This window comes from Alteromonas sp. R7, from assembly GCF_055755235.1.
Genome location: NZ_JBVTQX010000002.1, coordinates 340,577 through 367,048 on the forward strand (window position 1 = coordinate 340,577; position 26,472 = coordinate 367,048).

A 26,472-nucleotide genomic window follows, 5' to 3' on the forward strand; every position below is an offset into this window, starting at 1 on the left:
CAGGGGCGCTGGCTTTAGCCGAATGGTTAGTTGCGTGATAGCAGTAAAGTGCTAACTTCTATATAAGGCTTAAAGGTAATGCCCATGAATAATCCACACGGCGAGTTTGAATGTAGCGTAAGCGGTCAGTTGCTGCTCTTCTCAGCGCGCGGACCGTGGAATGACGAAACCATGAGAAATGGCGTAGTAAAGATGTCTTCTGACATTTCAAAATTCGAAAAGGGCACTAAATGGGCACAAGTAAGCTGTCTTTACGGTGAAAGCCTGATGCCCCCTTCCACCTTTGATATTTTTGTAAAACAAACTCGGGTAAGAAAAACCCGCGGCCTGTCGTTTCTTGCCGTGGTGATATTAGATACCGACATTATGCTGACAACTAAGCACCAGATTTCTCAGTGTTATGACGCTGCCGAGGTTCCTTATGGCTTTTACGAAACGGTAGAAGAAGCTTTGGAAGCGATGACGAATAATGGCTATGATTTTGATAGTGACGAAGCTGAGCGCTTTTTTGCCCGCTTTAACTTTACGCGTTAACATTTAACACCGCATGCGTTCTGCTTTTGTCACACGTTGAGTCTGAAATTCACCGCCAGCTTTTGATAAAGGCGAAAAAAGGAGAGCGAGCGCTCTCCTTTTGATTTTAAGATTGCCATCCGCCTCCGAGTGCCTGATACAAATCGACCAGTGCGGCCATTTGCTGCTGACGAGTTTCTATAAACTCGCTACGCGCTTCCAGTGCTTCTCGTTGCGCAAGCAGCACCTCTAAATATTCACCATGAGCTGACGAAAAGAGCCTATTGGCAATATCAATCGACTGTTCGAGTGAAGCAATTTGATGACGCCGTGCTTCAGCACTTTTCTCCAAATTATCAAGCTTCGATAAACTGTTTGTTACTTCAGCTACCGCCGTTAAAACGGTCAGTTCATATTCGTAAGCCGCTTCAATTTGTTCGGCGCTGGCATTTTGATAAACCGCCTCAATCGCCCTGCGGTTTATTAATGGCGCAAAAACATCACCAGATAAGGAATATGCCAATGACTCAGGCACATTAAACAAGTAACGACTATCAAACGCCGATAAACCTACCCCTGCTTTTAGCTCAAAAGAAGGGTAGAAGTTGGCTTTAGCCACATCGATATTTAACTCTGCTGCTTGGAGCGTGAGTGCAGCTTGTTTTATATCAGGGCGATTGTCTAATAGCGCAGAGGGTACACCCACCTGCGGGCTTTTTAGCTCGGCGCTGAGCAACACGTTACTGTCCCTTTGAATGGGCTGTGGAGTGCGTCCTAATAACAGATTGAGCGTGTTCTCTTTCTCTAGGATTTCCTGCTCAATCAAGTAACGCTCGCTCTCGTTTTTCTTCACTTCCGCGTTAAATCGCGCAACGGGTAGCGATGACGCCCGCCCGTATTCTTTCAACGCATTAATAGTGTGAATAACATTGCGCTGTAGCGAAATGGTTGAGTCAAGATTCTCTAGCTTGTTATCTAGCGCCAGCAGTTCATAGTAAGTACGCGCAACTTCAGATACTAACTGGGTAACGAAAAAGTTCTTACTTTCAACCGACGCCAAGTATTCAAGCGAGGCCACTTTAGACGCATCTCTCAGCTTATGCCAAACGTCAATTTCCCACGACGCATTAAGGCCTAGTTTTAAGTTTGCCAGCGGGTCGGGAAATTCTTTATCCTCCTTGATATTTAACTGTTCTTCTACTGCGCCTTCCCGGGTATATTCGCCTACCTTTTCGGTTTCAGCGGCTCCCCCCGCAGAGAGTCGAGGCAAATATTCCCCTTCCCGTGCGTACACTTCATTCGACGCCATATTAATGCGTTGAATTAATATAGACACCTCTTGGTTGTTCTTAACCGCCGTTTCCACCAGCGCAGAAAGTGTAGGGTCGTTAAACCACTCACTCCATTGAATATTTGCTTGTGTACTCTGGTTAATCCCTTGACCAGCCTGAGTATCCACTTGCGAAACTTTCGCGTTAAACTGCTCTGGCAAATCTAGATTAGGGTTTCGCGTTTCAATGGTAGGGATGGCACATGCCTGTACTAACAACGCACTACTAAGCGCTAACCACAGCGGCTTATAAGTAAATCGCTTTTTATTTGTCATCGCTTAGCACCTCATCGTTATAGTGGTAAGTTTCAGTAAGAGGGACATGATCTTCGTTTTTGATTAATGACTTACCTTCTTCAAGTTTGGCGAACAAGTAGTAAAGCCCAGGAATAACCAGCACACCAAAAATAGTGCCGAACAAAGTACCGCCTAAGGCAGAAGCACCAATGGTTCTATTACCCACTGCGCCTGCCCCCGTTGCAATAACAAGCGGAATTAGCCCTGCTACAAACGAGAACGATGTCATTAGGATTGGACGAAAGCGCTGTTTGGCCGCTTCAACTGCCGCGTCAGCAATCGATAAGCCCTGCTGATTTTTTTGCACTGCGTATTCCACAATAAGCACGGCATTTTTGCCGAGTAACCCAACCAGCATAACTAAGCCAAGCTGCGCATAAACGTCGTTGGCCAGCCCCATTCCTTTTAGAAACAGGAATGAGCCGAGAATACCGGTAGGTAGTGAAAGAATGACTGCAAAAGGTAGAAGCAGACTTTCGTATTGTGATGCCAGCACGATATATACAAACAACAATACTACGGCAAAGATAACGATGGCTTCATTGCCTCGTTTAGCCTCGTCAAATGACAAGCCTTCCCAACCTATGTCATATCCTTTTGGCAGGGTTGCAGCCGCTACTTCCTCAACTGCTTTTATCGCTTGCGCCGAGGTATACCCTGCTGCAGGCTCTGCACGAATTGCTGCCGAGGTATAAAGGTTGTAGCGTGTAATTTCATTAGGGCCTTGGGTTTTAATCAGCTTCATAAAGGCCGAGTAAGGCACCATTTCACCCTCTTCGTTTTTCACGTAGTAATCCAATAAGTCACTGGGATAACGACGATATTCCGGTGCACTTTGTGTGTACACTTTGAAGAAGTTATTAAAGCGCGTGAAGCCTTGCTCATAAGTACTACCAATAAGAATATTCAAATTCTCCATGGCCGCGCCAATAGATACCCCTTTCTGCATTGCAGCTTGGTTATCTATCTCAATTTTGTATTGAGGATAATCGGCCGCGTAAAACGTGAATAAACCTTTTAGCTCATCACGTTTACCAAGCTCTTCCATGAAGGCTTTGTTGATTTGGTCGAACTCTTGATAGTCGGTAGTGTTGGTTTTATCGAGTAAACGAAATGATAACCCCGACGACGCGCCATAACCCGGCACAACAGGCGGTTCGAAATACTCAATCACTGCACCTAAGTGGTGTGTTTTGGCTTCTAGTTCTTCAATAATGTCACGTACCGACTGTTCGCGATTAGCCCAATCTTCAAGGTTAATCAAGCAGGTACCAGCATTTGAACCTCGTCCTTCCGTGAGAATTTCATAGCCAGCAAGCGAGGACACCGAGGAGACGCCTTCAACGTCCAGCGCCAAGCTTTGCAACTCTCGCGCTACTGTATTCGTCGCTTCAAGGGTACTGCCTGGCGGTGTTTGAATAATGGCATAGATTTGCCCTTGGTCTTCACCGGGAATAAAGCCTGTAGGTAATGCCTGATTAACGCCAAAGGTACTTACCACAAAGCCCGCAAGCAGCACTACAGTAACACTGCGGCGTGTAACGATAGCTTTAATAATGCCTGTATAACGACCGGTTAACTTATTGAAATAATAGTTAAATCCATCAATAAACTTGCTTAATGGCGTTGCCTTTCTTGTGTGTGAATGTGGGTTTTTAAGCAACATCGCACACAGCACTGGCGTTAATGAAAGCGCCACAATACACGAGATGATAATTGACGATGACATGGTAATAGAGAACTGGCGATAGAAGACACCTACCGGGCCCGTCATAAAAATAAGGGGCACAAAAACCGCCGTCATCACAAGTGTAATTGCGATAATAGCTCCCCCCATTTCACCCAGTACTTGTTGGGTCGCCATATAAGGGGTTAGGCTGCTGCTTTCTTCCATTTTCGCGTGAACGGCCTCCACGATAACAATAGCGTTATCCACCACAATCCCTATAGCTAGTACCAATGCGAACAGAGTAATAAGGTTTATGTTCACCCCTGTGGCCTGCATGCAGAAAAACGTCCCTACCAGTGAAACCGGCACAGCAAGAAGCGGGATAAGTGTGGAGCGCCAGTCACCCAGAAAGATGAACACCACCAAGGAAACCAAAATAAAGGCTTCAAACAAGGTATGCAGCACTTGTTCAATAGAGGCATCTAGAAACTTGGAAACATCGTAGTTGATTTCGTACTTCATGCCTTCTGGAAACGTTTTTTCTAGTTCAGCCATAGTGGCTTTCACCTGAGAAATAACCTCGTTGGCACTACTTCCGTAGTTCTGCTTAAGTACTATGGCAGCGGAAGGATATCCGTCTTTGTTCGAATAAATATCGAAAAATTCACTACTTAACTCAACATCGGCAATATCACCTAATTTGAGCAAGCGACCGTCGGAATCGGCGCGAATAATGATATTTTTATATTCTTCAGGCTCGTCGTAACGTCCTTCGTAAATAAGCACGTATTCTTTGGACTGAGCAGTAATGCCTGAGCTTCTGCCAAGTCGCCCAGGGCGTCCAATCAAGCTTTGCTCGTCTATCGATTCCATGATCTCATTTACAGAAACATTGTAAGCACGCATGCGATCAGGCTTTAACCAAATTCGCATGGCGTACTGGCGACTTCCCAATATTTTTGCACTGGCAATACCGTTTACCCGCTGTATCTCTGGGATAAGGTTGATATTGGAATAGTTGTACAGAAACTTTTCATCAGCCGTTTCGTCCGTGCTATAAACGTTTATGTACATCAACATGCTAGGCTGAACCCGCTCTAGTACCACCCCTTCTAACTGCACGAGCTGGGGCAGCCGGTTCATGATCTGGTCAAGCCGCGTTTTCACATTAATGAGCGCCTGATTCGGATCTACATCTAAATCGAAGATAACTTGAATGGTGGCTTCACCCGCGCTGGTCGCATCAGACACGATGTACTTCATGCCCGGCACACCGTTGATTGAACGCTCAATGGTAACCAGCGATGACTTCACCAATACATCAGCGCTCGAACCGGGATATGCCAGAGAAATAAGCACTCGCGGCGGAGCAATATCTGGAAACTGTGACGTGGGTAGGCTAAACACCGACAACACGCCCAAAAATATAATCATCAGCGATAACATGATGGCCATCACTGGACGTTTAATAAAAACTCCAAACATAGCGCCCCCTTATTCTGCGTGCAATGACAGTTCAGCTAATGTGTCGCTGGCTGAAATAAGTTCAGGCTCTATCTCATCGCCGTTCGAAACTCTTCGCAGTCCTTCAATCAAAATAGTGTCGTCCGGCGCTAGTCCGTCTGAAACCAGATAGATGTTAGGGAGTTCTGCAGCGATGTTAATGTGGCGGGTTGCTAACTTGTTCTCGCTATCCAGCACATATACAAAGCTTTGATCGAGAATTTCGAATGTGGCTTTCTGAGGAATAACTAAAGCATCCGGATAGGCAATATCCACCATGACATTACCGGTTTGCCCATGTCTTAGCAGTTGGTCTGGGTTAGGGAAAGACGCACGCATTTCAATGGTACCGGTATGATTATCAAAATCAGCTTCAATGGCATCTATCACGCCTTGATGCGCGTAAATACTGCCATCGGCAAGCTTTAATCGCACTGACGTTTGATCATTTGATGCGCTGTTCTGCGCGTACTTTAAATACTCTGATTCAGGCACATTGAAATACACCCACATTGTGCTGATATCAGACAATGTGGTGAGCAGTTCGCCCTCATCAAGCAAACTTCCCGTTCGAGCTTCCAGTCGGTCCATTTTGCCTGTGAACGGCGCTTTGATATCTGTGAATGCTAAGTGAGTCTTTGCCAGTTCAACTTCAGCCTGAGCTTTTTGAAGCTGTGCTTCTATGACGGCAAGTTCGTTAGGAGAAACAATGTTTTGTTCAACAAGCGACTTTGTATTTTTGTACTCCATCTCGACCGCTTTAGCCTCGGCTTCAGCGCGGTGTAGTTCAGCTTCATATACGTTCGGCATTATTTTGAACATGGGCTGACCACGTTCTACCGTTTGTCCCTCATCAACAAAGGTCGATTGAAGATAGCCTTTTTCCATAGCTCTAACTTCAATATGTTGAATGGCACGTATCTGACTGACGTACTCTTTTACCAGCGTTGTGTCTTGTACGATAGGATGAGTAACGTTGAATTGAAGTTTTTCGTGATGCGCAGCATGTTCTTCATGTCCACAACCACCTAAAAGTGCGGAAACAATGCTTACTGCAAGAAGTGCTTTTTTGCTCATAATGTAAATTCGTAATAAAAAGGCTAATCGTGACATGCCTTATAAAAAGACAGCATGCCACTAGCGCGCTTTCAGCAAATAGGTTCACCGCTGATAATTAAGCACGCAAAAACATCCAGCAAAGCGCTGGTGCGTTGTTAGGAATATCGAATTAACGTGTTTTTTAGGTAGCCAATAACCGCTAAACCTAAAAAACTAAGCAATAGGCGGCGCTCGGGTTAACGGCGTTGCGTAGTTAAGGGATGTTTTGAAAAGCCCACGCGGACGTGGTTTTGCGGTATCCGTGAAGGAGTCCGTAATGTAATCCAGCACAACATTTTGTGGCGGGACGGGCTCTTCCGGCGCACTTTCCTCTGTATCAAACTCGAAGGAATATTCGGAAATAGAAGCATCAAAATGATGCTTGAACGTGATCGGCTTGTAATCCTGTTTAAGTCCAGATAAGCAAGTAAACAACAACGCAATTAATGCGTATATGGTGTACTGCTTCATGTACTGATGATTATTCACCGATGATTATTCCAGAAATTCAATTATATAAGGAAAATTGCGGCGTTATGCTACACAGGCGATTACGCTTTTACAAGAAACATTCTTGCTAGTAAACGCAGGCAATAAACGGTTGCACGTATTTGTCACAAACAAACTCAGAATTCCTGAGTGAGGCAGTGTACGTCATATTTTTTTACTGCAAGCAATAGCGCATTTTAACAGCACGCGTTTTTAAGAGGCCTTTTTGAAAGTCACAGAAAAAGAGATGTGGTTGTGGTCCAACTTATCTACCGTCACGGCTGCCCCAATTGCTCCGCACAATGCACTTACTATTGATAGCCCTAGGCCAAAGTTGTCTTCTGACGTACGTGATGCATCCTTTTGCCACAAGGGTTCAAACATATGTCTCAAATCACTTTCATCAATTTCAGTGTGTGTTGTATTTGTCACTTCTATTTGGGCCTGCCCTGATGGTGTTTTACCTATATACACGCTAATCGGCTCACAATGCTTTCCATGCTCGATAGCGTTGTCTAACAAGTTGCTAAATATAGACTCTACCGCAATTCGGTTAGAGTGAATAACCACGTCGCTCCTTTCTTTCGCAACCACATTAATATTATCTACCGCTTTGCTTGCAACAACTTGGGCGACGAGCTCTTCAATATTAATAAGGTCGTTTAATTGAGTCTGCTTGGCACTGTGCTTTTGGATTAACATCAAACCGGAAATGATGTTTTTCATTCGCATACCAATGCGAAGAATCTGCGGTTTAAAATCTTTTTCGAGTCGCTCCTCTCCTGGAAACTTCATGGCAACTTCCGCCAGATTGATAAGTTCGGAAACCGGCGTTTTAAGTTCGTGAGCAATGTCAGAGGTAAGTCTTTTCTCTCTAAGGTATAGTGCGTAGTTATCGTTTATAAAATGGTTCAAGCTGCTGACGATTGGTTCTAGTTCTGAAACGTTTGTAGAGAATGCTTCGTGCTTGTCTGTGGCAGTAAACCTTAGAGTTCTTATATTGTTGTTCAATGCATCAAGTGGTGCCAAGGCGTAAGACACCGTGTTGCGCACGACGAACCTTACCATTAACGGAATTACAATAAGCGCCACTAAAAACGCGATATCGATAAACCAAAGAGTGAAATTCAACAGCTCAGTGGAGGTTGCATATGCGATAACCATGGGGTCGCGCTGCACTTCGCCTCTGACGCTATAGAATGCTTCGCGGTCTTCAGAGTCAATTTGAGGCACGTATTTGGTGTGAATAATACGCCCAGAGCGACCGTCTGGCAGCGTTATGTCGTTAATCACCGCCTCGTTTAAACTTAAGTTTTCAAACGGCAGCTCGTCGACAGTGTACAGTGCAAGGGATTCCGACTTTTCGAAAATCTGCCCTTTGTACCACAATTGAAAGTATTCTGGAGAAGAGGCACCCTCGAACTCAGGGAAATACTCGCCGGCGAACTCAAACTCAACGCCGTCTAAATCTTCATTAACTAAGCTTTGAAGCATGCCAACTTTGGCTTTTAAACCTTGGTTAAACTCTCTTTGGACCCAGGTATCAACTCCGATATCTGCAGCGAGTAAAACGACAATCACCAGCAAAGAAATAGTGATAGAAAGGCGCCGCGTTAAGGTTTTACGTATTGACTTCATCGCCTTCCACCACTACGTAGCCAAATCCTCGCTTACTTTTGATGGGGAGTGTAGCGCCACATGCCCTTACTTTTTTTCGCGCTGAAGAGAGGTGCGCTTCAATTGCATTTTTTGAGATATAGTCATAACTACCGGAAATAAATTCACTTAATTTTTCTGATGTGACGACCTTGCCTTTGTTTAGGAACATGCACTCTACTATGCGATATTCATTCGGCGTTAAACTAATCGCCTGCTCTCCAAATAAAAAAGACTTGGCCTGAATATCCAATATCAATCCATTAATAGTAATTTGATCGTTAATACAGTTTGTTACGCCCCGTCTCATCAAACTGAGAAGTCGCGCTGACAACTCTTCAAATGAAAAAGGCTTAGATAGATAATCATCAGCGCCTGCTAACAAGCCTTCAACTTTCTCTTCAGGTTCGGCACGTGCAGACAAAATGAGCACCTTGGTCTCTACCCGTCTTTTTCTTAGCGTTTTCAAGATAGCCATCCCGTCGAGTTCTGGCAGCATGCGGTCTAATACAATAATGTCGTAGCTACCAAGAAGCGCCATACTCAAACCATCGGGCCCTGTGGCAGCTAAATCAACTGAATGGCCAAGTTTTTCTAGACCTAAGCTCAGGCTATTTCTCAAAGACAATGAATCTTCTATAAGGAGTATTCTCATGTTTCATTGGTCGATTTTTATTCCTCGCTAAGGTTATGATCTCAATCTTAAGATAAACTGAAGGCGAGAATAATATTGAATTAATTAACGATAGAAAGTGACGGCCTAGGAAGCTTTTTGTACAACTTCACGCCGTTTCTCTATGTATAACAAGTGGTTGCAATGGGAAACCATCTGGAATTGTTGGTTCTATATAAAAATTCCCATTAACGCTAATCCCAAAGTTTTGCTTAAGCTTTATTTAAGTTTTGAAAGTTATCTTGTGCTGCAAGTAGTACACAAGAGAACTGACTTTGAAATTTCCACGTTCGTTAAATTTAAACCCTTCATTAGCCAATTTTGTTTTTATAGCATCAGTCTTAATAACGCTGGTTTTCAACTACCCTTTTATTTCAAATGTCTATCACGCTGTGTCGCCAACTTCAGTAGGCCAGTGGATATTTTTTCTGTCCGTTCCATTGTTGCTTACCTTTTTCAATATCATCGCCCTTAGCCTATTAGGCGCCATTCTTTTGCCAAGATTGACCGTGGCAGTGACGCTGTTAGTCAGTTCACTTCTTTTATACGGTACGGTCGCTTACGGCGTGATATTTGATAAGAGTATGATTCAAAATGTGATGGAGACCAATTCTGGTGAAGCATTTGCCTATCTAAACTCAACGCTTTTACTCTTTTTCTTCTTGTTAGGATTGGTGCCCGTTGTTGCCGTCTTTAATCAGGAAATTAATGGAAAATTAGTTGCTAGAGTTAAGCACTTACTTAAGCTCAACGTATTAGCAGTGGTTGGAATAATCGTTATCGCTGCTGGCCTTTATAAAGACTATGCTGCGGTGGGTAGAAATAACAAAGATTTGGCCAAGTATATTATCCCTTATGCATTTTACGATTCTGGCTACAAATATCTCAGAGATACCTACTTTTATCCACCACTTCCTTACAAGGTACTGGACAAGACACCTTCTATAATAAATAGAAATAACGCTTTGCCTTCTACGACTGTACTGGTTGTTGGAGAAACAGCAAGGGCAGACAAATTTGCCAGTAATGGCTATAGCAGAAACACTACGCCCTTTATGAACGACATAGGCGCGGTAAGTTTCAACGACGTGACCTCATGCGGGACCGCTACTGCGGTGTCAGTACCCTGTATGTTTTCTCGACTTTCAAGGCAAAGCTATGATGTTCGCATTGCGGAAAGTCAGGATAATGTGCTTGATATCATACATCGGGCTGGCGCTGACGTGACATGGATAGACAATAATAGTAGCTGCAAGGGGGTGTGCAAAAGAGTTGAAACTATTGCATTTGACCCATCCCGAGACTCTAGTTTATGTGACGGTGATTTTTGCTACGATGTTTTACTCAACGAGCTTTTGAAGGACGTTTTGTCATCACCTGCGACAACTAACAGGGTTATTGTTCTTCATATGATAGGCTCTCACGGCCCTACCTACTATCGAAGATACCCCGCTGAATTTGCCAAATTCTCTCCCGACTGTCCTAGAAGTGATATTCAAAACTGTGATTCGCAGGCGCTTATCAACACGTATGACAATACCATTGCGTACACTGACTATGTACTTGGAGAGATTGTTAATACATTAAAAAATGTGCCAAACGCTTCCATGCTATACCTGTCTGATCACGGTGAATCTTTGGGTGAAAAAGGACTCTACCTGCATGGATTCCCTTATCAAATTGCACCGCAAGAACAAACTCACATTCCTATGCTTTTTTGGGCGTCGAAGTTTGAAGATTCAGGCTACCGAAATTGTATTAAAAACCTGGCCAACCACCCTTACTCTCAAGACAACTTGTTTGACACGTTACTTGGTTTATCAAGTGTAAAGAGTATTACTTACCAACCTACTATGGATATCTTTAAACAATGCGAAGCCTAAATGAATCAAACCCCGTGGTTAGTACCACCTCGCACTTCGACCCAAGTAACAAACCAAAAGGCCTGCGTCGAGTATTTAAGGCTCTAAAGAATTCACTTCGAGCGTTTAGCTGGCTTACTAAGAACGAAGCTGCATTTAAACAAGAACTCAGTCTAGCCGCTGTGGCATTCGTGGTTCTTGCTTTTTGGTCAATTCCTTTTCTTGAACGTGCAATTTTAATGTCTTCCATTTTTTTCATTTTATTTGCGGAAATCATCAATACGGCAATTGAAGTCACCATCGACAGAATAGGTACAGAGTTTCATGCCCTATCAGGGTTAGCAAAAGACTTGGCATCAGCAGGCGTTTTTCTATCCATCGTTATTGCCTGTGTGTTGTGGGCGGGCGTATTTTATAGCCACATATAAAAGTATTAGTAAAGACCTTAAATCCCCAGAGGCATCCATTTAGCAAGGTTGTAAAGATGAGCTTATTAAGTTGAAGGTGTCACAATACTTCAAAAGAACTCGTAACGAAAAAGAGCGCCATTAGGCGCTCTTTAGAAGTGCTGACAAAAGGGAAGATTACGCCTTAGAGGCTTGGTAAATATCTTCAATCGCTTTATCTAGCGTTGCCTCGAATTCTTCTTGAGACTGCTTTGCAGAAACGCCTTCAGTCAATGCGCGAGAGAAGCTCGCAATCATACCTTGGTTTTCTGCCAGTTTCGCATTTGCTTCTTCACGGCTATAGCCGCCAGATAGCGCCACTACTTTAAGTACACGAGGGTGATCGACAAGCTCTTTGTAGAAATTAGCTTCTGTTGGAAGCGTTAGCTTGAGCATAACTTCCTGGCCTTCGTTTAGAAGGTTTAGCTGCGTTAGGATCTCTAATTTAAGAAGAGCTTCAGCTTCCGCTTTTTGTGGGCTGTGGATGTCTACTTCTGGCTCGATAATCGGAACAAGGCCTGCGGCTAAGATTTGTTTACCCACTTCAAATTGCTGAGCAACAACATCTTTAATACCTTGGTGATTCGCAAGCTTAACAACACTTCGCATCTTAGTGCCAAACACGTCTTGCGCTACCGCTTTAGCTAGCAGTGCATCAAGACCAGGCATTGGCTTCATTACTTGAACGCCATTGCTTTCTTCAGCTAGTCCTTTATCTACCTTTAAGAAAGGAATAACACGCTTTTTCTGCCACAGGTAGTGTGCAGAAGACATGCCTTCAATTTCTCTATCAAGGGTGTTTTCAAACAAGATTGCGCCAAGAACGCGCTCGCCGCTAAAAGGGGTGCTGGTGATAATGCGTGTACGCATTTCGTGAACAAGATTAAACATCTCTTCGTCTGAGCTGTACTCTGACTCTTCGATGCCATATAAGCGCAACGCTTTAGGGGTACTACCGCCGCTTTGATCTAACGCTGCAATAAAACCGGTTTGCGTCTTCAGTTTATCCAGCATTGCCTGCTGAGCTTGTGATGCCATTGAAACACTCCTTTTGTATATTACTGCCTTAATAGACAGGTGTAGGGTTTATTGTTATACCAATTCTATTAAAGATCTGTTTGTCTCAGACACGGCACGCCGACACCTTAAGTAAACACATCTGTAATAAGATTGGTATTTATATCTGCGTACTTCACTGTTTCGCAGATGTAATCGTTTCCGATTAAATGGTCACGCTCAAAATGCTGTTACTGAGCGTGACACATAGTGGGGCAACATTTGTACTAGGCCTTAGCTTTTAGGAGCTTCTATGAACTCTCTAGCGCTATAAAACGCTGCTTTAATGTGCAGCGTTGAGGCTTATTTATTTTTTTCTTCTAGTACTGCTACCGCTGGTAGTGTTTTTCCTTCCAAGAATTCTAGGAACGCGCCACCACCTGTTGAAATATAAGAGACCTTATCGGCAATCCCGTATTTATCAACTGCTGCTAGTGTATCACCACCACCTGCGATTGAGAATGCGTCGCTTGCCGCAATCGCTTCAGACAGCGCTTTTGTTCCAGCACTGAACTGTTCAAATTCAAATACGCCTACAGGGCCATTCCATACAATGGTTCCCGCGTTCTTGATAATGTCCTCTAACGCCTTTGAAGAGTCTGGACCAATATCAAAAATCATATCGTCGTCGGCAACGTCACTGACTACTTTTAGCGTCGCTTCGGTATTCTCATCAAACGCTTTGCCCACGACCACATCTGTAGGTACTGGAATATTACCGCCATTCGCCTGTGCTTCATTCATAAGCTGCGTGGCTTGCTCGGTAAGGTCCATCTCTACTAGTGACTTACCTACATTATGGCCTTGAGCAGCAATGAAAGTGTTGGCAATACCGCCACCAACAATCAGCTGGTCAACTTTTTCAGCAAGTGTTTTGAGTACCGTTAACTTGGTAGATACTTTAGAGCCCCCCACAATAGCAACCATTGGACGCTTAGGGTTGTCTAGCGCTTTGCCAAGTGCGTCTAATTCTGCAGCAAGTAATGGGCCAGCACAGGCTTTTGGTGCAAATTTAGCAACGCCATGAGTAGACGCTTGTGCGCGGTGAGCAGTACCGAACGCATCCATAACAAAGATATCGCAAAGTGCTGCGTACTGTTTTGCTAACGTTTCGTCGTCCTTCTTTTCGCCGTTATTAAAACGTACGTTTTCAAGGATAACCAGTTCGCCTTCGCTAAGCTCAACACCATCTAGGTAATCTTTTACAAGCTTAACCGGTACGTCTAGGGCGTCATTAAGATAATCAACAACAGGTTGAAGAGAGAATTCGTCTGCAGGCTCGCCTTCAGTAGGACGACCAAGGTGAGACATCACCATAACTGCCGCACCTGCGTCTAGGGCTGCTTTAATCGTAGGGATTGATGCTTTGATACGCGCATCAGAAGTTACTTTGCCGTCTTTTACCGGCACGTTTAAATCTTGTCTAATTAATACGCGCTGACCTTTTAGGGCCATATCGCTCATGCTTGGAATTGCCATCGTCTTTCCTATGTTAATTTAAATTCAGTAGAGCGTGTTTGAAGGTAAGACACGCTCAAATTAACTGTGAAAGCTGCGCGGGCTGGTGCTACCAACCCTTGGCAGCATCAATGCTTTATTTTGCGTCGAACATCACTTTTGCGGTATCGAGCATACGGTTTGCAAAACCCCATTCGTTGTCACACCACACCAGTGTTTTAACCAGTTGTTTGTGACTGACTCTTGTTTGTGTGCCATCTACAATACACGAGTGAGGGTCGTGATTGAAATCTACCGACACCAAAGGCTCTTCGGTGTAGTCCAAAATACCCTGTAAACGCCCCGCTTTTGCATTGCGAAGGGCTTGGTTCACTTGCTCAATCGTTACCTTAGATTGAAGCGTTACACTTAAATCCATGGCAGTAACATTGATAGTTGGCACTCGAACCGCAATGGCTTCGAATTTTCCCGCAAACTTAGGCAGAATGCGCTCTATACCGGCAGCAAGTCGGGTATCAACGGGAATAATCGACTGACTTGCAGCACGGGTTCTGCGCAAATCTTCGTGATAGGCGTCGATAACTTGCTGGTCGTGCATAGACGCGTGAATGGTTGTGATCGTACCACTTTCAACACCGAACGCAGCGTCTAGCGCTTGGATAACAGGAACAATGCAGTTTGTGGTGCAAGAGCCATTGGAGACTAATTTTTGTTCACTGGTCAACGTGTCTTCATTGGTTCCGAAAATGACCGTATTGTCTAAATCTGGTGACCCGGGTGACGAGAAAAGCACTTTGCCAGCGCCGGCATCTAAATGTGCTTGCCCCGATGCTCTGTCATCAAACTTGCCCGTACACTCAAGCACAATATCAACGCCCAAGTCTTTCCAGGGTAGGTCTTTAATATCGCTTATCGCGAGCAGTGTAATATCGTCGCCTGCGACATTTAGCGTGTTATTTTCTAAGGCCACATCAAAACGGAACCGCCCGTGGGCGGTATCGTATTTAAGTAAATGTGCTATGCCTTCGGGTTTAGCAATGTCGTTAATGGCCACCACGTTAAATTCGTTGTTGCGCCCACTTTCATACAGCGCGCGCAACACGTTACGACCAATACGACCAAACCCATTTATGGCAATATTTACCATAGGCTTATCTATTACCTCTTACAGAGACAGTGCAGCCTCTACTACAGCGTCAGTGGTAATGTTGAAGTGATTAAACAGGTCGCCAGCAGGTGCAGATTCACCAAAGGTGTCCATGCCTACGATAGCGCCATTAAAGCCAACGTACTTGTACCAGCTGTCTTTAGACAAGGCTTCAACCGCTACGCGTTTAACTACGCTAGAAGGCAGTACGCTTTCACGGTAATCAGCAGACTGACGGTCGAATACGTCAGTTGATGGCATAGACACTACGCGAACGGCTTTGCCTTGCTCGGTTAGTTTCGCTGCGGCTTCAACGGCTAGCTGAACCTCAGAACCGGTACCGATAAGAATAAGCTCTGGCGTACCTTCACAGTCTTTAAGTACGTAACCGCCTTTGGCAATGTTAGCCACTTGGTCAGCCGTTCGCTCTTGCTGCGCTAAGCCTTGACGTGTGAAGATCAGCGTTGTTGGGCCGTCAGTGCGCTCAATAGCAGACTTCCACGACACAGCAGACTCAACCTGATCACAAGGACGCCAGTTATCAAGGTTAGGCGTTGCTCGTAGCGCTACCACCTGCTCTACTGGCTGGTGAGTTGGGCCGTCTTCACCTAGACCAATTGAATCGTGGGTGTAAACGAAAATTGCAGGCTGCTTCATTAGCGCTGCCATACGTACCGCGTTGCGTGCATATTCCATAAACATTAGGAAGGTTGCACCGTATGCCTTAAAGCCACCGTGAAGGGCAATACCATTCATCATGGCAGACATACCAAATTCACGTACACCGTAATAAATGTAGTTACCTGACGCATCGTTCGCTTCAACGCCTTTGCTGCCTTCCCAAATAGTAAGGTTAGAACCTGCAAGGTCAGCAGAGCCGCCTAATAGTTCAGGAAGTAGCGGACCAAACGCATTCAGTGCATTTTGTGACGCTTTACGTGACGCGATATTTTGTGGGTTAGCTTGAAGTTCAGCAATGATAGCGTCTGCTTTGTCGCTGAAATCTGCTGGCAGTTCGCCATTTACACGGCGTTTGAATTCTGCTGCAAGCTCTGGGTAGGCGGCTTCGTATGCTGCGAAAGCGTCATTCCACGCGCTTTCCGCTTTTGAGCCTTTCTCTTTTCCATCCCAACCCGCGTAAATATCGTCAGGAATTTCGAACGCGCCATGGCTCCAGCCAAGCTTCTCGCGAGTAGCGACAATTTCATCTTCACCTAGTGGTGCACCGTGACAAGACTCGGTACCTTCTTTATTAGGCGAACCGAAACCAATGGTGGTTTTACAACAAATAAGCGTAGGCTGCGCAGTATTCGCCTGTGCCTTTTCAATGGCGGCTTTCACTTGCTCTGCATCGTGACCGTCAACGCCATCGATCACTTCCCAACCGTAGCTCTTAAAGCGTGCAGGTGTATCGTCGGTGAACCAACCTTCCACTTCACCATCAATTGAAATGCCGTTGTCATCCCAAAACGCGATAAGCTTACCAAGGCCTAGTGTACCGGCTAATGAACATGTCTCGTGTGAGATACCTTCCATTAAGCAGCCGTCGCCTAGGAATGCGTAGGTGTGGTGGTCAACAATAGTGTGACCATCTTTGTTGAATTGTGCCGCTAGCACTTTCTCGGCAAGCGCCATACCCACAGCATTACTGATACCTTGGCCTAGTGGGCCAGTGGTCGTTTCAACACCTGGCGCATAACCGTACTCTGGGTGACCTGGCGTTTTTGAATGCAATTGGCGGAAGTTCTTTAACTCTTCAATTGGCAGTTCGTAGCCTGATAGGTGAAGAAGAGAGTACAACAGCATCGAGCCGTGACCATTTGAAAGCACAAAGCGATCGCGGTTAGCCCAAGATGGGTTTGCAGGGTTGTGTGATAAGAAATCACCCCATAGTACCTGTGCGATATCAGCCATCCCCATTGGGGCACCTGGGTGACCAGATTTAGCTTGTTGAACGGCATCCATGCTTAATGCACGGATTGCATTGGCGAGTTCACGACGAGAGGGCATGTTGTCTCCTGATTTATTTTGTATCTTTTGTTTCGTATCTTAGCGGGCTAGGCAAGCTAGACGAGCGTAGAGGTAAGGCGTTCGCTCTACTTCTTTATACGAATGAATGTGGCGTTATTCTTACCTATGCCACCTTTCAGTTCAATGGGTTTTCATTGCCAATAGCGAAAGTCATAGTAAAAAATGGTCTATACCCTGACCATCACGTATTCCCATTACAGCAAAAACAGTTATATCTGACGCCTAGTTTTACAAATACATCATTAACTTCGACAATTACGACCTGAATAACCCTATAAGTGATCGGGTTGTGTCAACTATTCGTAACGAAGAGACTTTTAGACGTCTAGAAGTAAAGACTGGTATTTATAACTTGTTTTAGTACAATATACGACTATTTTGATAATTTAACGCTTACGGAGCATTTATGGCCACGCATTTATTCACATCCGAGTCAGTGTCTGAAGGACATCCGGACAAAATTGCTGATCAGATCTCAGATGCGGTTCTTGACGCTATTTTAGAACAAGATCCTCGCGCTCGGGTGGCCTGCGAAACGTATGTAAAAACCGGTATGGTTTTAGTGGGTGGTGAAGTAACTACCTCTGCATGGGTAGATATTGAAGAGCTTACCCGAAAAACAGTTAAAGAAATTGGCTACACGCACTCAGATATGGGCTTCGACGCTGATTCATGTGCGGTATTAAATGCTATTGGCAAACAGTCACCTGACATCAATCAAGGTGTTGATCGCGCAAGCCTTGAAGAACAAGGTGCGGGTGACCAAGGTCTAATGTTTGGCTACGCTAGCGACGAAACTGACGTACTAATGCCTGCGCCAATCACGTACTCTCACCGCCTTGTTCAAAAACAAGCCGAAGTGCGTAAATCTGGTAAGCTAGACTGGTTACGCCCAGATGCGAAAAGCCAAATTACTTTCAAATATGAAAACGACAAGCCTGTTGGCATCGACGCGGTTGTGCTTTCAACCCAGCACTGCGATTCAGTAAGCACTGAAACAGTTCGCGAAGCGGTAATGGAAGAAATTATTAAGCCAGTGCTGCCTAGTGAATGGATTGATGGAAATACACGCTTTCACATTAACCCAACGGGACGATTCGTTATCGGTGGTCCAATGGGCGACTGTGGCTTAACAGGTCGTAAAATCATTGTTGATACTTACGGTGGTATGGCCCGTCACGGTGGTGGCGCGTTCTCTGGTAAAGATCCATCAAAAGTAGACCGCAGTGCAGCATACGCGGGTCGTTACGTTGCTAAGAACATTGTTGCAGCAGGACTTGCTAAGCGTTGCGAAATCCAAGTGTCTTATGCAATCGGTGTGGCAGAGCCAACGTCTATCAGCATCGATACCTTCGGTACAGGTGTGGTAGATGAGAAAACATTAGTGGCACTGGTCCGTGAACATTTCGACCTACGCCCGTATGGACTTATTCAAATGCTAGACCTTGAGCGCCCTATTTATCGCCCAACGGCTGCGTACGGTCACTTTGGTCGTGACGAATTCCCATGGGAAGCAACAGATAAAGCAGAAGCGTTAAAAGCATCGATTTAATTCGATAACCAAATAACGCTTTTAAATACGCCGCTCAGTTTTTATAACGCTTTGCAAAAAAGTGTTGGTATAAACTAGCGGCGTTTTTATTTGGCTCGCAAAATCAACGAAACAAATAAAAAACAGCAAAGAATATTTTCATCATCTATTTTTTGCAGCTATGCTTAAATAACGAACACACTATCGCTTGTAGTTTCTGGTTGTTTACAAGCCATGATAACAACAACTTGGGCTCTTCCATGAATGTGGTTACTGGAATTCTTCTGGCACTTACTTTGGCTGCGTCTATGGCGGCTTCCCCCGTGCTCGCGGAAATAAATGCTCCCCACTACAGTCCTATCCAATTCAAAAGCAAAAAAATAGCGCGGTGGCAGCTAAATAGTATGTACCGCATTCAATCTACAACCGAAACTTATCTATACGACAACAGTTATACCTACCCAGCGGGGTCACAAGGTATGTTTAGCGCCAGCCGGCGGTTTAACACTTGGGTTCCGCAAAAGGTCTATGCAACGTACAAAACCAACAATACCGCCTTTCAGCATTACGCAGAGTGGCTTTATTTACCTCATGATGTAGGTACTTTTACTCGGTTGGGCTGGCTGCTTGGCAAAAGCGAGGGTTTAAACATGGCGGTAGAACTTGAACATAGGCAAGTTGGGGAAGAAGAGAATATGGCTCTCTCATTGGGCGTCAATTACTTGTTTTAAGTCATCCTTGTTTTAGGTCACCGCTACATTGCATTCACAGTGCGCTTTTAGTATTACACCCCATCATAAAGACGAAACGTAGTTGCCGTTATGCCAATGATAAGGTTTTTGCGTAAGTCTGTTGAATTACCATCGCGTCGGAACTCGCTCTATGACGCTTAACATCAAGTTGGCTCGCAAGGCGGCTTTTCACCTCATGCCATTGATTCATTTGTGCTTCAGACAAAATATATTCCAATGCTCTACACGTGAAAGACATTTCTACCTGCGCTGCGGCGTAGAGCTTAATTAGCCACGGGTTATCAACGACCCAACCGTCACTGTAAACAACCGTATTGCCAAGGAAGTTATTTAACTCAACACAGACTTTTCGAGGCTCTTCTCCTCGAGTTTGCAGCATCTGCTGCGTTATGCCGTGCAGTGACTCCGCTTTTCGATCCCAGTGAACCCACGAGTCAAAAGGCCGAAGTAGCTTACACCACTTTGCACCATCATAGCGCACGATACCTATCTCAATAGGGTAACTCGCTGCGCCAAATCCACTTGCTTCAATGTCTATTATTGTTGGCAGGGTATTCTTTCGCACTCACGCTCCAAACCGCTGTTTATCCTTGCTTGCAACATACGCAAACCATTTTTATCAGGCGGTTTTACTGCTACCTCGTCACCAGAGGAACAACTAAACAACGTCGAGCACTGTTTAGCAAATGTACAACCACTCTTCTCGAAATATAAGCTAATAGTAGAATCGTGCCACAATTAATGCGCACTCGTTTAGTACACCAACCCGTCGCCAGCGCTCAAAAATCTCGTAAAAGCTCTCAAAAAAGCATCAAACTTATACTAAAGGATAAGACGTTTACGCTAAAAGACTGAGCACATTGCTATACACTTTTAAGGTTAACATTTAGGTAGCCTATTCATGCGTGCACTTTCTATCTTTCTCTCGCTGGCTTGCGTCTTTTCAATTTTTACTGCAAGTAAAGCATTAAGTTCAACGGAACCTCTGGTGATTGGTATTGATGCCGATCTTTCAGCGGTAGCTGTTGAAGGTGGCATCGCTATTACAAGAGGGGTCGAGCTTGCCGTCGACGAAATAAATGCCGCTGGTGGGATTCTAGGTCGTCAAATAAAAGTTATTGCGAAAGACCATCGCGGCAACCCAGCTCGAGGTGTATATAACATTGAGCAATTTTCCCAAACTCCCAATTTACTTGCGGTAGTAGGCGGCGTTCATACACCTGTAGTTCTCGCTGAAGTCGACCCAATACACGAAAAAAACATTTTGATGTTGGTTCCTTGGGCAGCGGGGACGCCTATTATCGACAACGGGCACTCACCGAATAACATATTTCGCGTGTCGGTACGCGACGCTGAAGCAGCGTCAGTCCTAATTAATCACGTCAAATATATGGGGCTTTCAAATATTGCGTTAGTACTGGAAAGAACAGGATGGGGACGCTCAAACCTTGAATCATTAACACAAGCTGCAAGTAATAATGATATTGATATAACAGCAACCCATTGGATAAATTGGCAGCAGAAAGACTTTTCTGAGGATATCGCGGCAATAAAAAGCGCGAAAGCGGAAGCGATCATTCTTGTCACTAACGTTCCTGAAGGTGTTGTGGTACTCGATGAGATGGCAAAACAAGGCATCGCCTCTCTCCCAGTTGTGTCGCATTGGGGAGTCGCGTCGGGTCAGTTCGCCTCTTTACTTGCAAAGCCCATCGCTAACTACAATGTGTCAGTACTTCAAACCTTCCACTTCAACCACCAGAAAAATACCAAGGCAAAAAGCTTGTTAGAAGCCTATTATAATAAGTATGGCTTGGTGGATGCGACTGCGATTGGTGGTGTGACAGGTTTGGCTCATGCTTATGATTTAACTCATTTAATCGCGGCAGCTGCCGCGAAAGCTGGTAGTATAGAAGTAGACGCATTACGCGGTGCGCTAGAGTCTCTTCAAAATGTGCAAGGTGCAGTGAAGCACTACACAGCTCCATTTTCAGAGGACAGACACGATGCACTCTGGGCAAAGGATTATTTTATGACTACGTTTAACGAAAAAGGTCACTTGGTAACAACGGGCGTGCAATGATGCAGCAGCCCCCAAGGTTACGCTCTCTTCTGCTTTCAAGCATGCTACCGCGACTGGTTTTACTCGTCGCGGTTTTGTCTATCATTCTATTTGCTCTCTCTTTTCACTTCATTGTTAAACAAACCGACCAGCTTCAACAACAATCTGTTGATGGTTTAGAACAAGATATCAATTACATTGTTAGCGATACCACTAGACAGCTAGCAGACTTGGCAGCTAACGATATCATCATCAATTCCTTGGTTGATTTCGAGCAAAGGGATAATTACCTTCCCATGTTTTTCCGCTCGTTAAATTTAACTCAGGCGAAAAGTGTCGAGTTTGCGCTATTTGATTTTGCCGGGAACCGGGTGATTGATAAAAACTGGAATGCTGTTATCCCCGAGTCGCTCAGTAGTGCATGGCGCCAGCAAACCCTTGGTTCATCGAATGCATACTCCTCGGTATCAAAGTACGGCGTATTAATAAGCGTTCCAGTGTTACTTAGAGGCGTAGCGGAAGGCGCACTTGTCATGTATGTGGATAGCTTGCAGTCTTTGCTCGCGCCCTATCCCAGACTGACTAACCAGCTTGTTACCGACTCTAGTGGGCATGTCCTGTTTAGCAGTGAGCCCTCACTCATTGCTCCCAACTCAAGCTTTTCCGATTTTGATGACAGCGGCTACGCTATAAAAAAGGCTGATTGGCAAAATCTAACCTTGTACAGCGTTAAACCCACCATCACCGCATACAGAGAAGCCGCATGGACTGGGATTGTATTGCTGGCAATGATCGTAGGCTTCGTATTTATCATTTTGCATATGGTGAGTATGACGGGAACGCTTGCCGAGCGAACACTTTCGACTTTGTACAATGACATTAAGAATCGACTAAACAGTGATGATAAGACCTCACTACGCCTTGATAGTGACGTTGAGGCCCAAGAACTTGCGGATATTCGCGAAGCGTTTGACAAACTGATTTGGGATTTGACAGAGGTTTCGCTGTCTAACGAACAGTTTTCCAACGTGTTGGAATCAATGGGCGATATGCTTGTAGTGGTTGATCAAGACAAGCAAACTTTACTTTCTAATAAGCGCTTCGACGACTTTTGTCATGACCAGTACGGTGAAAAGAACGGTATTTTGAAGTTCATTATGCAAAAGCTTGCTTCTTCACAGAGCAATGAACTTACACACTTTTCGGTATCAACCGGCCAAGAGCGGTTTGTTCATTGGACTAAAACATCACTGGCCGATGCTAATGGTAATATTCGTGGTGATATCTATGTTGGTAGCGACGAAACTGAACAACGCTCTCTTGAAAGTCACGTTAAAGTGCTCACTCACGCTATGGATGAAGCAACGGTGTCGATCATCATTTCGGACATTAAGCGCGTCGGCCAACCAATAATATACGTAAACAGTGCCTTTGAAGAGCTTACAGGCTACAGTCGTGAAGAAATAATCGGTCATAACTGCAGGTCGATGCAGGGCGATGAAACCAGCAAGCAGACAGTTGACCAAATCCGCAAGGCTATTGCAGTGCGCGAGCCTATTGAAACGACGCTGCTCAACTATAAAAAAGACGGCAGCGCCTTTTATAATCGTTTGAATTTAACGCCGGTAAAAATAAATGGTGAAGTCACTCACTATATCGGGTTTCAACAGGACGTTACTCAACAACGACAAACCGAACAGTATCTTCAGGATGCGCGAGAAAAAGCGGAAGAGTCTGCCCGTCTTAAATCGAGCTTCCTCGCTAGTATGAGCCATGAAATACGCACGCCAATACACGGTATTTCTGGTGTTTTGCAGTTAATGGCTAGCTCTGAACTCACTGAGGAGCAAAAGCACTACCTGTCTCTTGCTAAGTTTAGTATCCAGGGCCTTTTACATATCGTAAATGATATTTTGGACTTCTCTAAAATTGAGGCAGGCCAACTGCAAATTGAAGAAAACCCATTCGACATTTTAGAGTCGCTTGAAAACCTTCAAAGTCAGTACGCGATTATGTGCCAAGAAAAAGGGTTAGCGCTACATTTTCACTTTGATTTACAAGGCTTTCACGTTGTACAAGGCGATGATGTACGCTTTAGACAAATACTCTCGAACTTGTTAGGTAATGCCGTGAAGTTCACCGACAGTGGATGTATTGAAGTCACCACCAGCATTCAGCAAAATGCAGATAACAGCCTTAAGCTTTTATGTAGCGTAAAAGACACCGGCATTGGCATCGCACAAGACAAGCAAAGTACAATCTTTGATGTCTTTACCCAAGAAGACCTTTCTACAACTCGCAAATTCGGCGGAACAGGCCTTGGCCTTTCTATTAGCAAACAATTATGCGAACTCATGGGCGGCGATATAAAACTTGAGAGCGTTAAAGGTCACGGAAGCACGTTCTCTTTCACTATTATGCTTGAACAAGCCGACGAAGCCCTGCTTAAGCCAGTTCACCACTCCTCAGGAGTGAAACGGGAAAAAGGGAAAAAACGCAAAGTATTAATTGTCGAAGACAACGACATTAATCAGGTTATTGTTAAACAGCACCTAAACAACCACACTACATTGAGTGCCAAATCAGGCCTAGAGGCACTTGAAGCGTTGAACAAAATGAAAGTGACCTTTGATGTTGTCTTGATGGACTGTCAAATGCCAGAAATGGACGGCTTTGAAGCAACTAAACGCATAAGAAATGGTGAGGCCGGAGAACGCTATTTGAATGTGCCGATCATCGCACTAACCGCCAATGCCATGAAAGGTGACAAAGAGCGCTGCGTTAACGCCGAAATGGACGATTACCTAAGTAAACCTTTTGATGCTATTGACCTCATCGACAAAGTTGAGCATTGGGCAAGCATTGAAAGAAATAGTGAAGAAAGCGCCGTTCATTAACCTATTGTAGTGGAACATCTTGAGTGAACGCCTTAGCGAGATTAGCCCCTCACATCAAAAAAGTTATTTCGTTTATCTTATTGATTAACGTTTCGCTTTTAGGCGGTGGCGCGACTGCCGATGAAGTACTGCGATATAATCTTGGAACGTCAGGCAGCTCTATCCCGTACGAAAATGCTGTCGACGAAGATAGGGCCGGTATTCTAGTTGAAATCCTTCCCCTTATTATGAATAGAGCAGGTATTAAGACAGAAAAAGTCATGCTCTCTACCAAACGTGCCATGCTTGCATTTAAAACAGGCGCTCTTGATTTCGACTTTTTCAGTCCAAGCTGGCTGTCTAAAGATGAGCCCGCGGGCGACTTCACTTTCTCAGATCCCATTATAGACATCACAGAATACTTTATTACTCTGCCTGAAAACCATAGCCGATACCAAACCGTCGCCTCTATCTACGGTGAAACCGTAGGGATGATCTCCGGCTATGTCTATTTTGATTCTGATAAGTTCGTCAGAATGGACTTTCAAGCCGAGAGTAACCTTATCTTAGCCCTTGGCATGAAACGGATAGATGTCATCATAATGGAGGAAGCAGCGGCGCGTTACTGGTCTTCAATGCACAACATAAAAATAGCGCTGGGCCCCATCCATACCGCAGGCAAAATGGCGTTGCGTATTCACAATCGACATAAAGATAAGCTCCCCGCCATTAACCGCGCCATTGCTGAATTAAAACAAACGGGTCAAATTGATAGAATACTTAACAAGTATTCTGACTTTTCATTATAAGCCACACGCAGTTTCAACATTACGCCGTTGCTTTTTTGCCACAGCGCTTTAAAGCAAAGGGAAATTTTATCGATTGGATTAAAAGGCAAAGACACACCAGCGTCATGCCAACCCACCCCACCGGCTTGAATACTTCGCCAATTAGAAAAATAGCGAAAAGTGTCGCAACCAGTGGCTCAATTAACGTAATAAGCGTAGCTTTACTCGCTTCGGTAGTGCGAAGACCATAGCCAAATAGCAAATAACCAAGAAACATCGGCACAACAGCCATATAGAGTGAAACGCTAATGTGGATAGTGTTAGCAAACAAGTTTTGACCGGTAAACCAGAGGGAAGGCAACAGAGCAACGGCAGCGCAACCGAAAAGTCCGGCCATGGCAGATTTTGAATTTGCGCCAGCGTCAATGTGTTGCTTCGCAGCCCATGAGTATCCAGCGTAAGTTAAACCGGCAATTAAACCCAATATAACGCCGAACACCTGATCATCTTTAGATGCTGACAACGCCATTGCGTCGTGTGCCTTACCCATGGCTAACATGCCAATCCCAAACGCACCAAACACAAAACTAATAAACCATTTTAAAGACACGGGCTTTTTACTTAAAAAATACTCTAAAAGCGCAGCGAATAGTGGTGCACTGGCGATAGAAACCACGGTGCCTATAGCAACGCCTGACAAACGCATTGAGCTGTAAAAGGCCAGCGGATAAATTGCAACACATGCACTGCCAAACAGAAAGGTCAGTGGTGTAGAAAAAAGAATAGGTGCATCCTTTACCAGTGATTTTCGGGCACTAACACAAAGCAATACACCACCTATACCCATTGCAAAGGCACCGATTGCCAGAGGACTGATTTCTGGAGCGAACTGAGCGGCAGTGCCTGTTGTCCCCCACAGAAAGCTTGCGATAACAATTGCTAATATCCCTTTTACTACATCGCTTGTATTCACTGCTTTCTCCACTCTATTACTCACCTTCTTAGCGTTAACTGTTGAACAATGCTTTCATGTTGTACTTTCTAATTAACCCATCAGCTTTTATTGTGACGCTGATATAAACCGCTTGCTGCCGCTTGCTTTTATCGCCCAGTCATTTTTGCTCTTAGGGTCAACACCTCTCTCATAAAGATGATACTTAGATTATTGCTTTTGTAATTAGCCAGATAGACGCTTCTTTTGACCTTTTAGACGCACATTCCCCACACATTTACAATTA

At 44.7% G+C, this 26,472-nt stretch carries 20 protein-coding genes; 8 read left to right on the forward strand and 12 right to left on the reverse strand.

All coding sequences use genetic code 11. The features are described 5' to 3' along the window. The first annotated feature begins 84 nt into the window (after window positions 1-84). Complete coding sequence (locus AC0J2X_RS04310) at window positions 85-534, forward strand: hypothetical protein (RefSeq protein ID WP_069943792.1); 450 nt, start codon at window positions 85-87, stop codon at window positions 532-534. A gap of 106 nt (window positions 535-640) precedes the next feature. Here AC0J2X_RS04310 and AC0J2X_RS04315 read toward each other — a convergent pair whose 3' ends face one another. The 6 genes from AC0J2X_RS04315 to AC0J2X_RS04340 form a co-directional block, all read right to left on the reverse strand. After that, complete coding sequence (locus AC0J2X_RS04315) at window positions 641-2,119, reverse strand: TolC family protein (protein ID WP_069943791.1); 1,479 nt, start codon at window positions 2,117-2,119, stop codon at window positions 641-643. After that, complete coding sequence (locus tag AC0J2X_RS04320; protein WP_081333960.1) at window positions 2,109-5,294, reverse strand: efflux RND transporter permease subunit; 3,186 nt, start codon at window positions 5,292-5,294, stop codon at window positions 2,109-2,111. The genes AC0J2X_RS04315 and AC0J2X_RS04320 overlap by 11 nt, the downstream gene beginning before the upstream one ends. Before the next feature lie 9 nt (window positions 5,295-5,303). Beyond that, window positions 5,304-6,389, reverse strand: a complete 1,086-nt coding sequence (locus AC0J2X_RS04325) for an efflux RND transporter periplasmic adaptor subunit (RefSeq protein ID WP_014948392.1) — start codon at window positions 6,387-6,389, stop codon at window positions 5,304-5,306. Between the two features lie 195 nt (window positions 6,390-6,584). After that, entirely contained in the window at window positions 6,585-6,899 is a 315-nt protein-coding gene (locus tag AC0J2X_RS04330) for a hypothetical protein (RefSeq protein ID WP_230633693.1), read from the reverse strand. Between the two features lie 213 nt (window positions 6,900-7,112). Then, window positions 7,113-8,537: a sensor histidine kinase gene (locus tag AC0J2X_RS04335; protein WP_014948390.1), complete on the reverse strand. Its 1,425-nt coding sequence runs from the start codon at window positions 8,535-8,537 to the stop codon at window positions 7,113-7,115. After that, window positions 8,521-9,210, reverse strand: a complete 690-nt coding sequence (locus AC0J2X_RS04340) for a response regulator transcription factor (protein ID WP_014948389.1) — start codon at window positions 9,208-9,210, stop codon at window positions 8,521-8,523. The genes AC0J2X_RS04335 and AC0J2X_RS04340 overlap by 17 nt, the downstream gene beginning before the upstream one ends. A gap of 293 nt (window positions 9,211-9,503) precedes the next feature. Here AC0J2X_RS04340 and AC0J2X_RS04345 point away from each other — a divergent pair, with 293 nt between their 5' ends. Both AC0J2X_RS04345 and AC0J2X_RS04350 read left to right on the forward strand, forming a co-directional pair. Next, window positions 9,504-11,111, forward strand: a complete 1,608-nt coding sequence (locus tag AC0J2X_RS04345) for a phosphoethanolamine transferase (protein ID WP_014948388.1) — start codon at window positions 9,504-9,506, stop codon at window positions 11,109-11,111. Further along, on the forward strand, window positions 11,099-11,518 hold the full coding sequence (locus AC0J2X_RS04350; RefSeq protein WP_014948387.1) for a diacylglycerol kinase: 420 nt from the start codon (window positions 11,099-11,101) through the stop codon (window positions 11,516-11,518). The genes AC0J2X_RS04345 and AC0J2X_RS04350 overlap by 13 nt, the downstream gene beginning before the upstream one ends. A 156-nt stretch (window positions 11,519-11,674) precedes the next feature. On the opposite strand, the gene AC0J2X_RS04355 is transcribed toward AC0J2X_RS04350, so the two are convergent. The 4 genes from AC0J2X_RS04355 to tkt form a co-directional block, all read right to left on the reverse strand. After that, the gene (locus AC0J2X_RS04355; RefSeq protein ID WP_014948386.1) at window positions 11,675-12,574 is read right to left on the reverse strand and encodes a fructose bisphosphate aldolase; all 900 of its coding nucleotides are present in this window, start codon (window positions 12,572-12,574) and stop codon (window positions 11,675-11,677) included. 321 nt (window positions 12,575-12,895) lie between these two features. Further along, the gene (locus AC0J2X_RS04360; protein WP_014948385.1) at window positions 12,896-14,071 is read right to left on the reverse strand and encodes a phosphoglycerate kinase; all 1,176 of its coding nucleotides are present in this window, start codon (window positions 14,069-14,071) and stop codon (window positions 12,896-12,898) included. 115 nt (window positions 14,072-14,186) lie between these two features. Continuing rightward, on the reverse strand, window positions 14,187-15,197 hold the full coding sequence (gene epd, locus AC0J2X_RS04365) for an erythrose-4-phosphate dehydrogenase (protein ID WP_014948384.1): 1,011 nt from the start codon (window positions 15,195-15,197) through the stop codon (window positions 14,187-14,189). 18 nt (window positions 15,198-15,215) lie between these two features. Continuing rightward, complete coding sequence (gene tkt, locus AC0J2X_RS04370; RefSeq protein WP_014948383.1) at window positions 15,216-17,207, reverse strand: transketolase; 1,992 nt, start codon at window positions 17,205-17,207, stop codon at window positions 15,216-15,218. 427 nt (window positions 17,208-17,634) lie between these two features. Between tkt and metK the strand changes: the two genes are divergently transcribed. Next, a complete protein-coding gene (metK, locus tag AC0J2X_RS04375) occupies window positions 17,635-18,780 on the forward strand; it encodes a methionine adenosyltransferase (protein WP_014948382.1) in 1,146 nt (381 codons plus the stop codon). 239 nt (window positions 18,781-19,019) lie between these two features. After that, window positions 19,020-19,490, forward strand: a complete 471-nt coding sequence (locus AC0J2X_RS04380; RefSeq protein WP_014948381.1) for a hypothetical protein — start codon at window positions 19,020-19,022, stop codon at window positions 19,488-19,490. Between the two features lie 88 nt (window positions 19,491-19,578). On the opposite strand, the gene AC0J2X_RS04385 is transcribed toward AC0J2X_RS04380, so the two are convergent. Beyond that, entirely contained in the window at window positions 19,579-20,076 is a 498-nt protein-coding gene (locus AC0J2X_RS04385) for a 3'-5' exonuclease (protein ID WP_014948380.1), read from the reverse strand. A 336-nt stretch (window positions 20,077-20,412) separates the two neighbouring features. Here AC0J2X_RS04385 and AC0J2X_RS04390 point away from each other — a divergent pair, with 336 nt between their 5' ends. From AC0J2X_RS04390 to AC0J2X_RS04400, 3 genes are read left to right on the forward strand one after another with little or no spacing between them, the layout of a single operon-like run. Then, window positions 20,413-21,591 (forward strand): ABC transporter substrate-binding protein, encoded by a 1,179-nt coding sequence (locus AC0J2X_RS04390; RefSeq protein ID WP_014948379.1) that lies wholly within the window; start codon window positions 20,413-20,415, stop codon window positions 21,589-21,591. Continuing rightward, entirely contained in the window at window positions 21,588-24,467 is a 2,880-nt protein-coding gene (locus tag AC0J2X_RS04395) for an ATP-binding protein (protein ID WP_472995817.1), read from the forward strand. The genes AC0J2X_RS04390 and AC0J2X_RS04395 overlap by 4 nt, the downstream gene beginning before the upstream one ends. 23 nt (window positions 24,468-24,490) lie before the next feature. Continuing rightward, entirely contained in the window at window positions 24,491-25,255 is a 765-nt protein-coding gene (locus AC0J2X_RS04400) for a substrate-binding periplasmic protein (protein ID WP_014948377.1), read from the forward strand. 19 nt (window positions 25,256-25,274) lie between these two features. Here AC0J2X_RS04400 and AC0J2X_RS04405 read toward each other — a convergent pair whose 3' ends face one another. Next, on the reverse strand, window positions 25,275-26,219 hold the full coding sequence (locus AC0J2X_RS04405; RefSeq protein ID WP_069943789.1) for a DMT family transporter: 945 nt from the start codon (window positions 26,217-26,219) through the stop codon (window positions 25,275-25,277). Window positions 26,220-26,472: the final 253 nt, after the last annotated feature.

Coding starts and splice junctions, on each gene's coding strand:
- AC0J2X_RS04310 (WP_069943792.1), top strand. CDS start 85: ATGAATAATCCACACGGCGAGTTTGAATGTAGCGTAAGCGGTCAGTTG.
- AC0J2X_RS04315 (WP_069943791.1), bottom strand. CDS start 2,119: ATGACAAATAAAAAGCGATTTACTTATAAGCCGCTGTGGTTAGCGCTT.
- AC0J2X_RS04320 (WP_081333960.1), bottom strand. CDS start 5,294: ATGTTTGGAGTTTTTATTAAACGTCCAGTGATGGCCATCATGTTATCG.
- AC0J2X_RS04325 (WP_014948392.1), bottom strand. CDS start 6,389: ATGAGCAAAAAAGCACTTCTTGCAGTAAGCATTGTTTCCGCACTTTTA.
- AC0J2X_RS04335 (WP_014948390.1), bottom strand. CDS start 8,537: ATGAAGTCAATACGTAAAACCTTAACGCGGCGCCTTTCTATCACTATT.
- AC0J2X_RS04340 (WP_014948389.1), bottom strand. CDS start 9,210: ATGAGAATACTCCTTATAGAAGATTCATTGTCTTTGAGAAATAGCCTG.
- AC0J2X_RS04350 (WP_014948387.1), top strand. CDS start 11,099: ATGCGAAGCCTAAATGAATCAAACCCCGTGGTTAGTACCACCTCGCAC.
- AC0J2X_RS04355 (WP_014948386.1), bottom strand. CDS start 12,574: ATGGCATCACAAGCTCAGCAGGCAATGCTGGATAAACTGAAGACGCAA.
- AC0J2X_RS04360 (WP_014948385.1), bottom strand. CDS start 14,071: ATGGCAATTCCAAGCATGAGCGATATGGCCCTAAAAGGTCAGCGCGTA.
- epd (WP_014948384.1), bottom strand. CDS start 15,197: ATGGTAAATATTGCCATAAATGGGTTTGGTCGTATTGGTCGTAACGTG.
- tkt (WP_014948383.1), bottom strand. CDS start 17,207: ATGCCCTCTCGTCGTGAACTCGCCAATGCAATCCGTGCATTAAGCATG.
- metK (WP_014948382.1), top strand. CDS start 17,635: ATGGCCACGCATTTATTCACATCCGAGTCAGTGTCTGAAGGACATCCG.
- AC0J2X_RS04380 (WP_014948381.1), top strand. CDS start 19,020: ATGAATGTGGTTACTGGAATTCTTCTGGCACTTACTTTGGCTGCGTCT.
- AC0J2X_RS04390 (WP_014948379.1), top strand. CDS start 20,413: ATGCGTGCACTTTCTATCTTTCTCTCGCTGGCTTGCGTCTTTTCAATT.
- AC0J2X_RS04395 (WP_472995817.1), top strand. CDS start 21,588: ATGATGCAGCAGCCCCCAAGGTTACGCTCTCTTCTGCTTTCAAGCATG.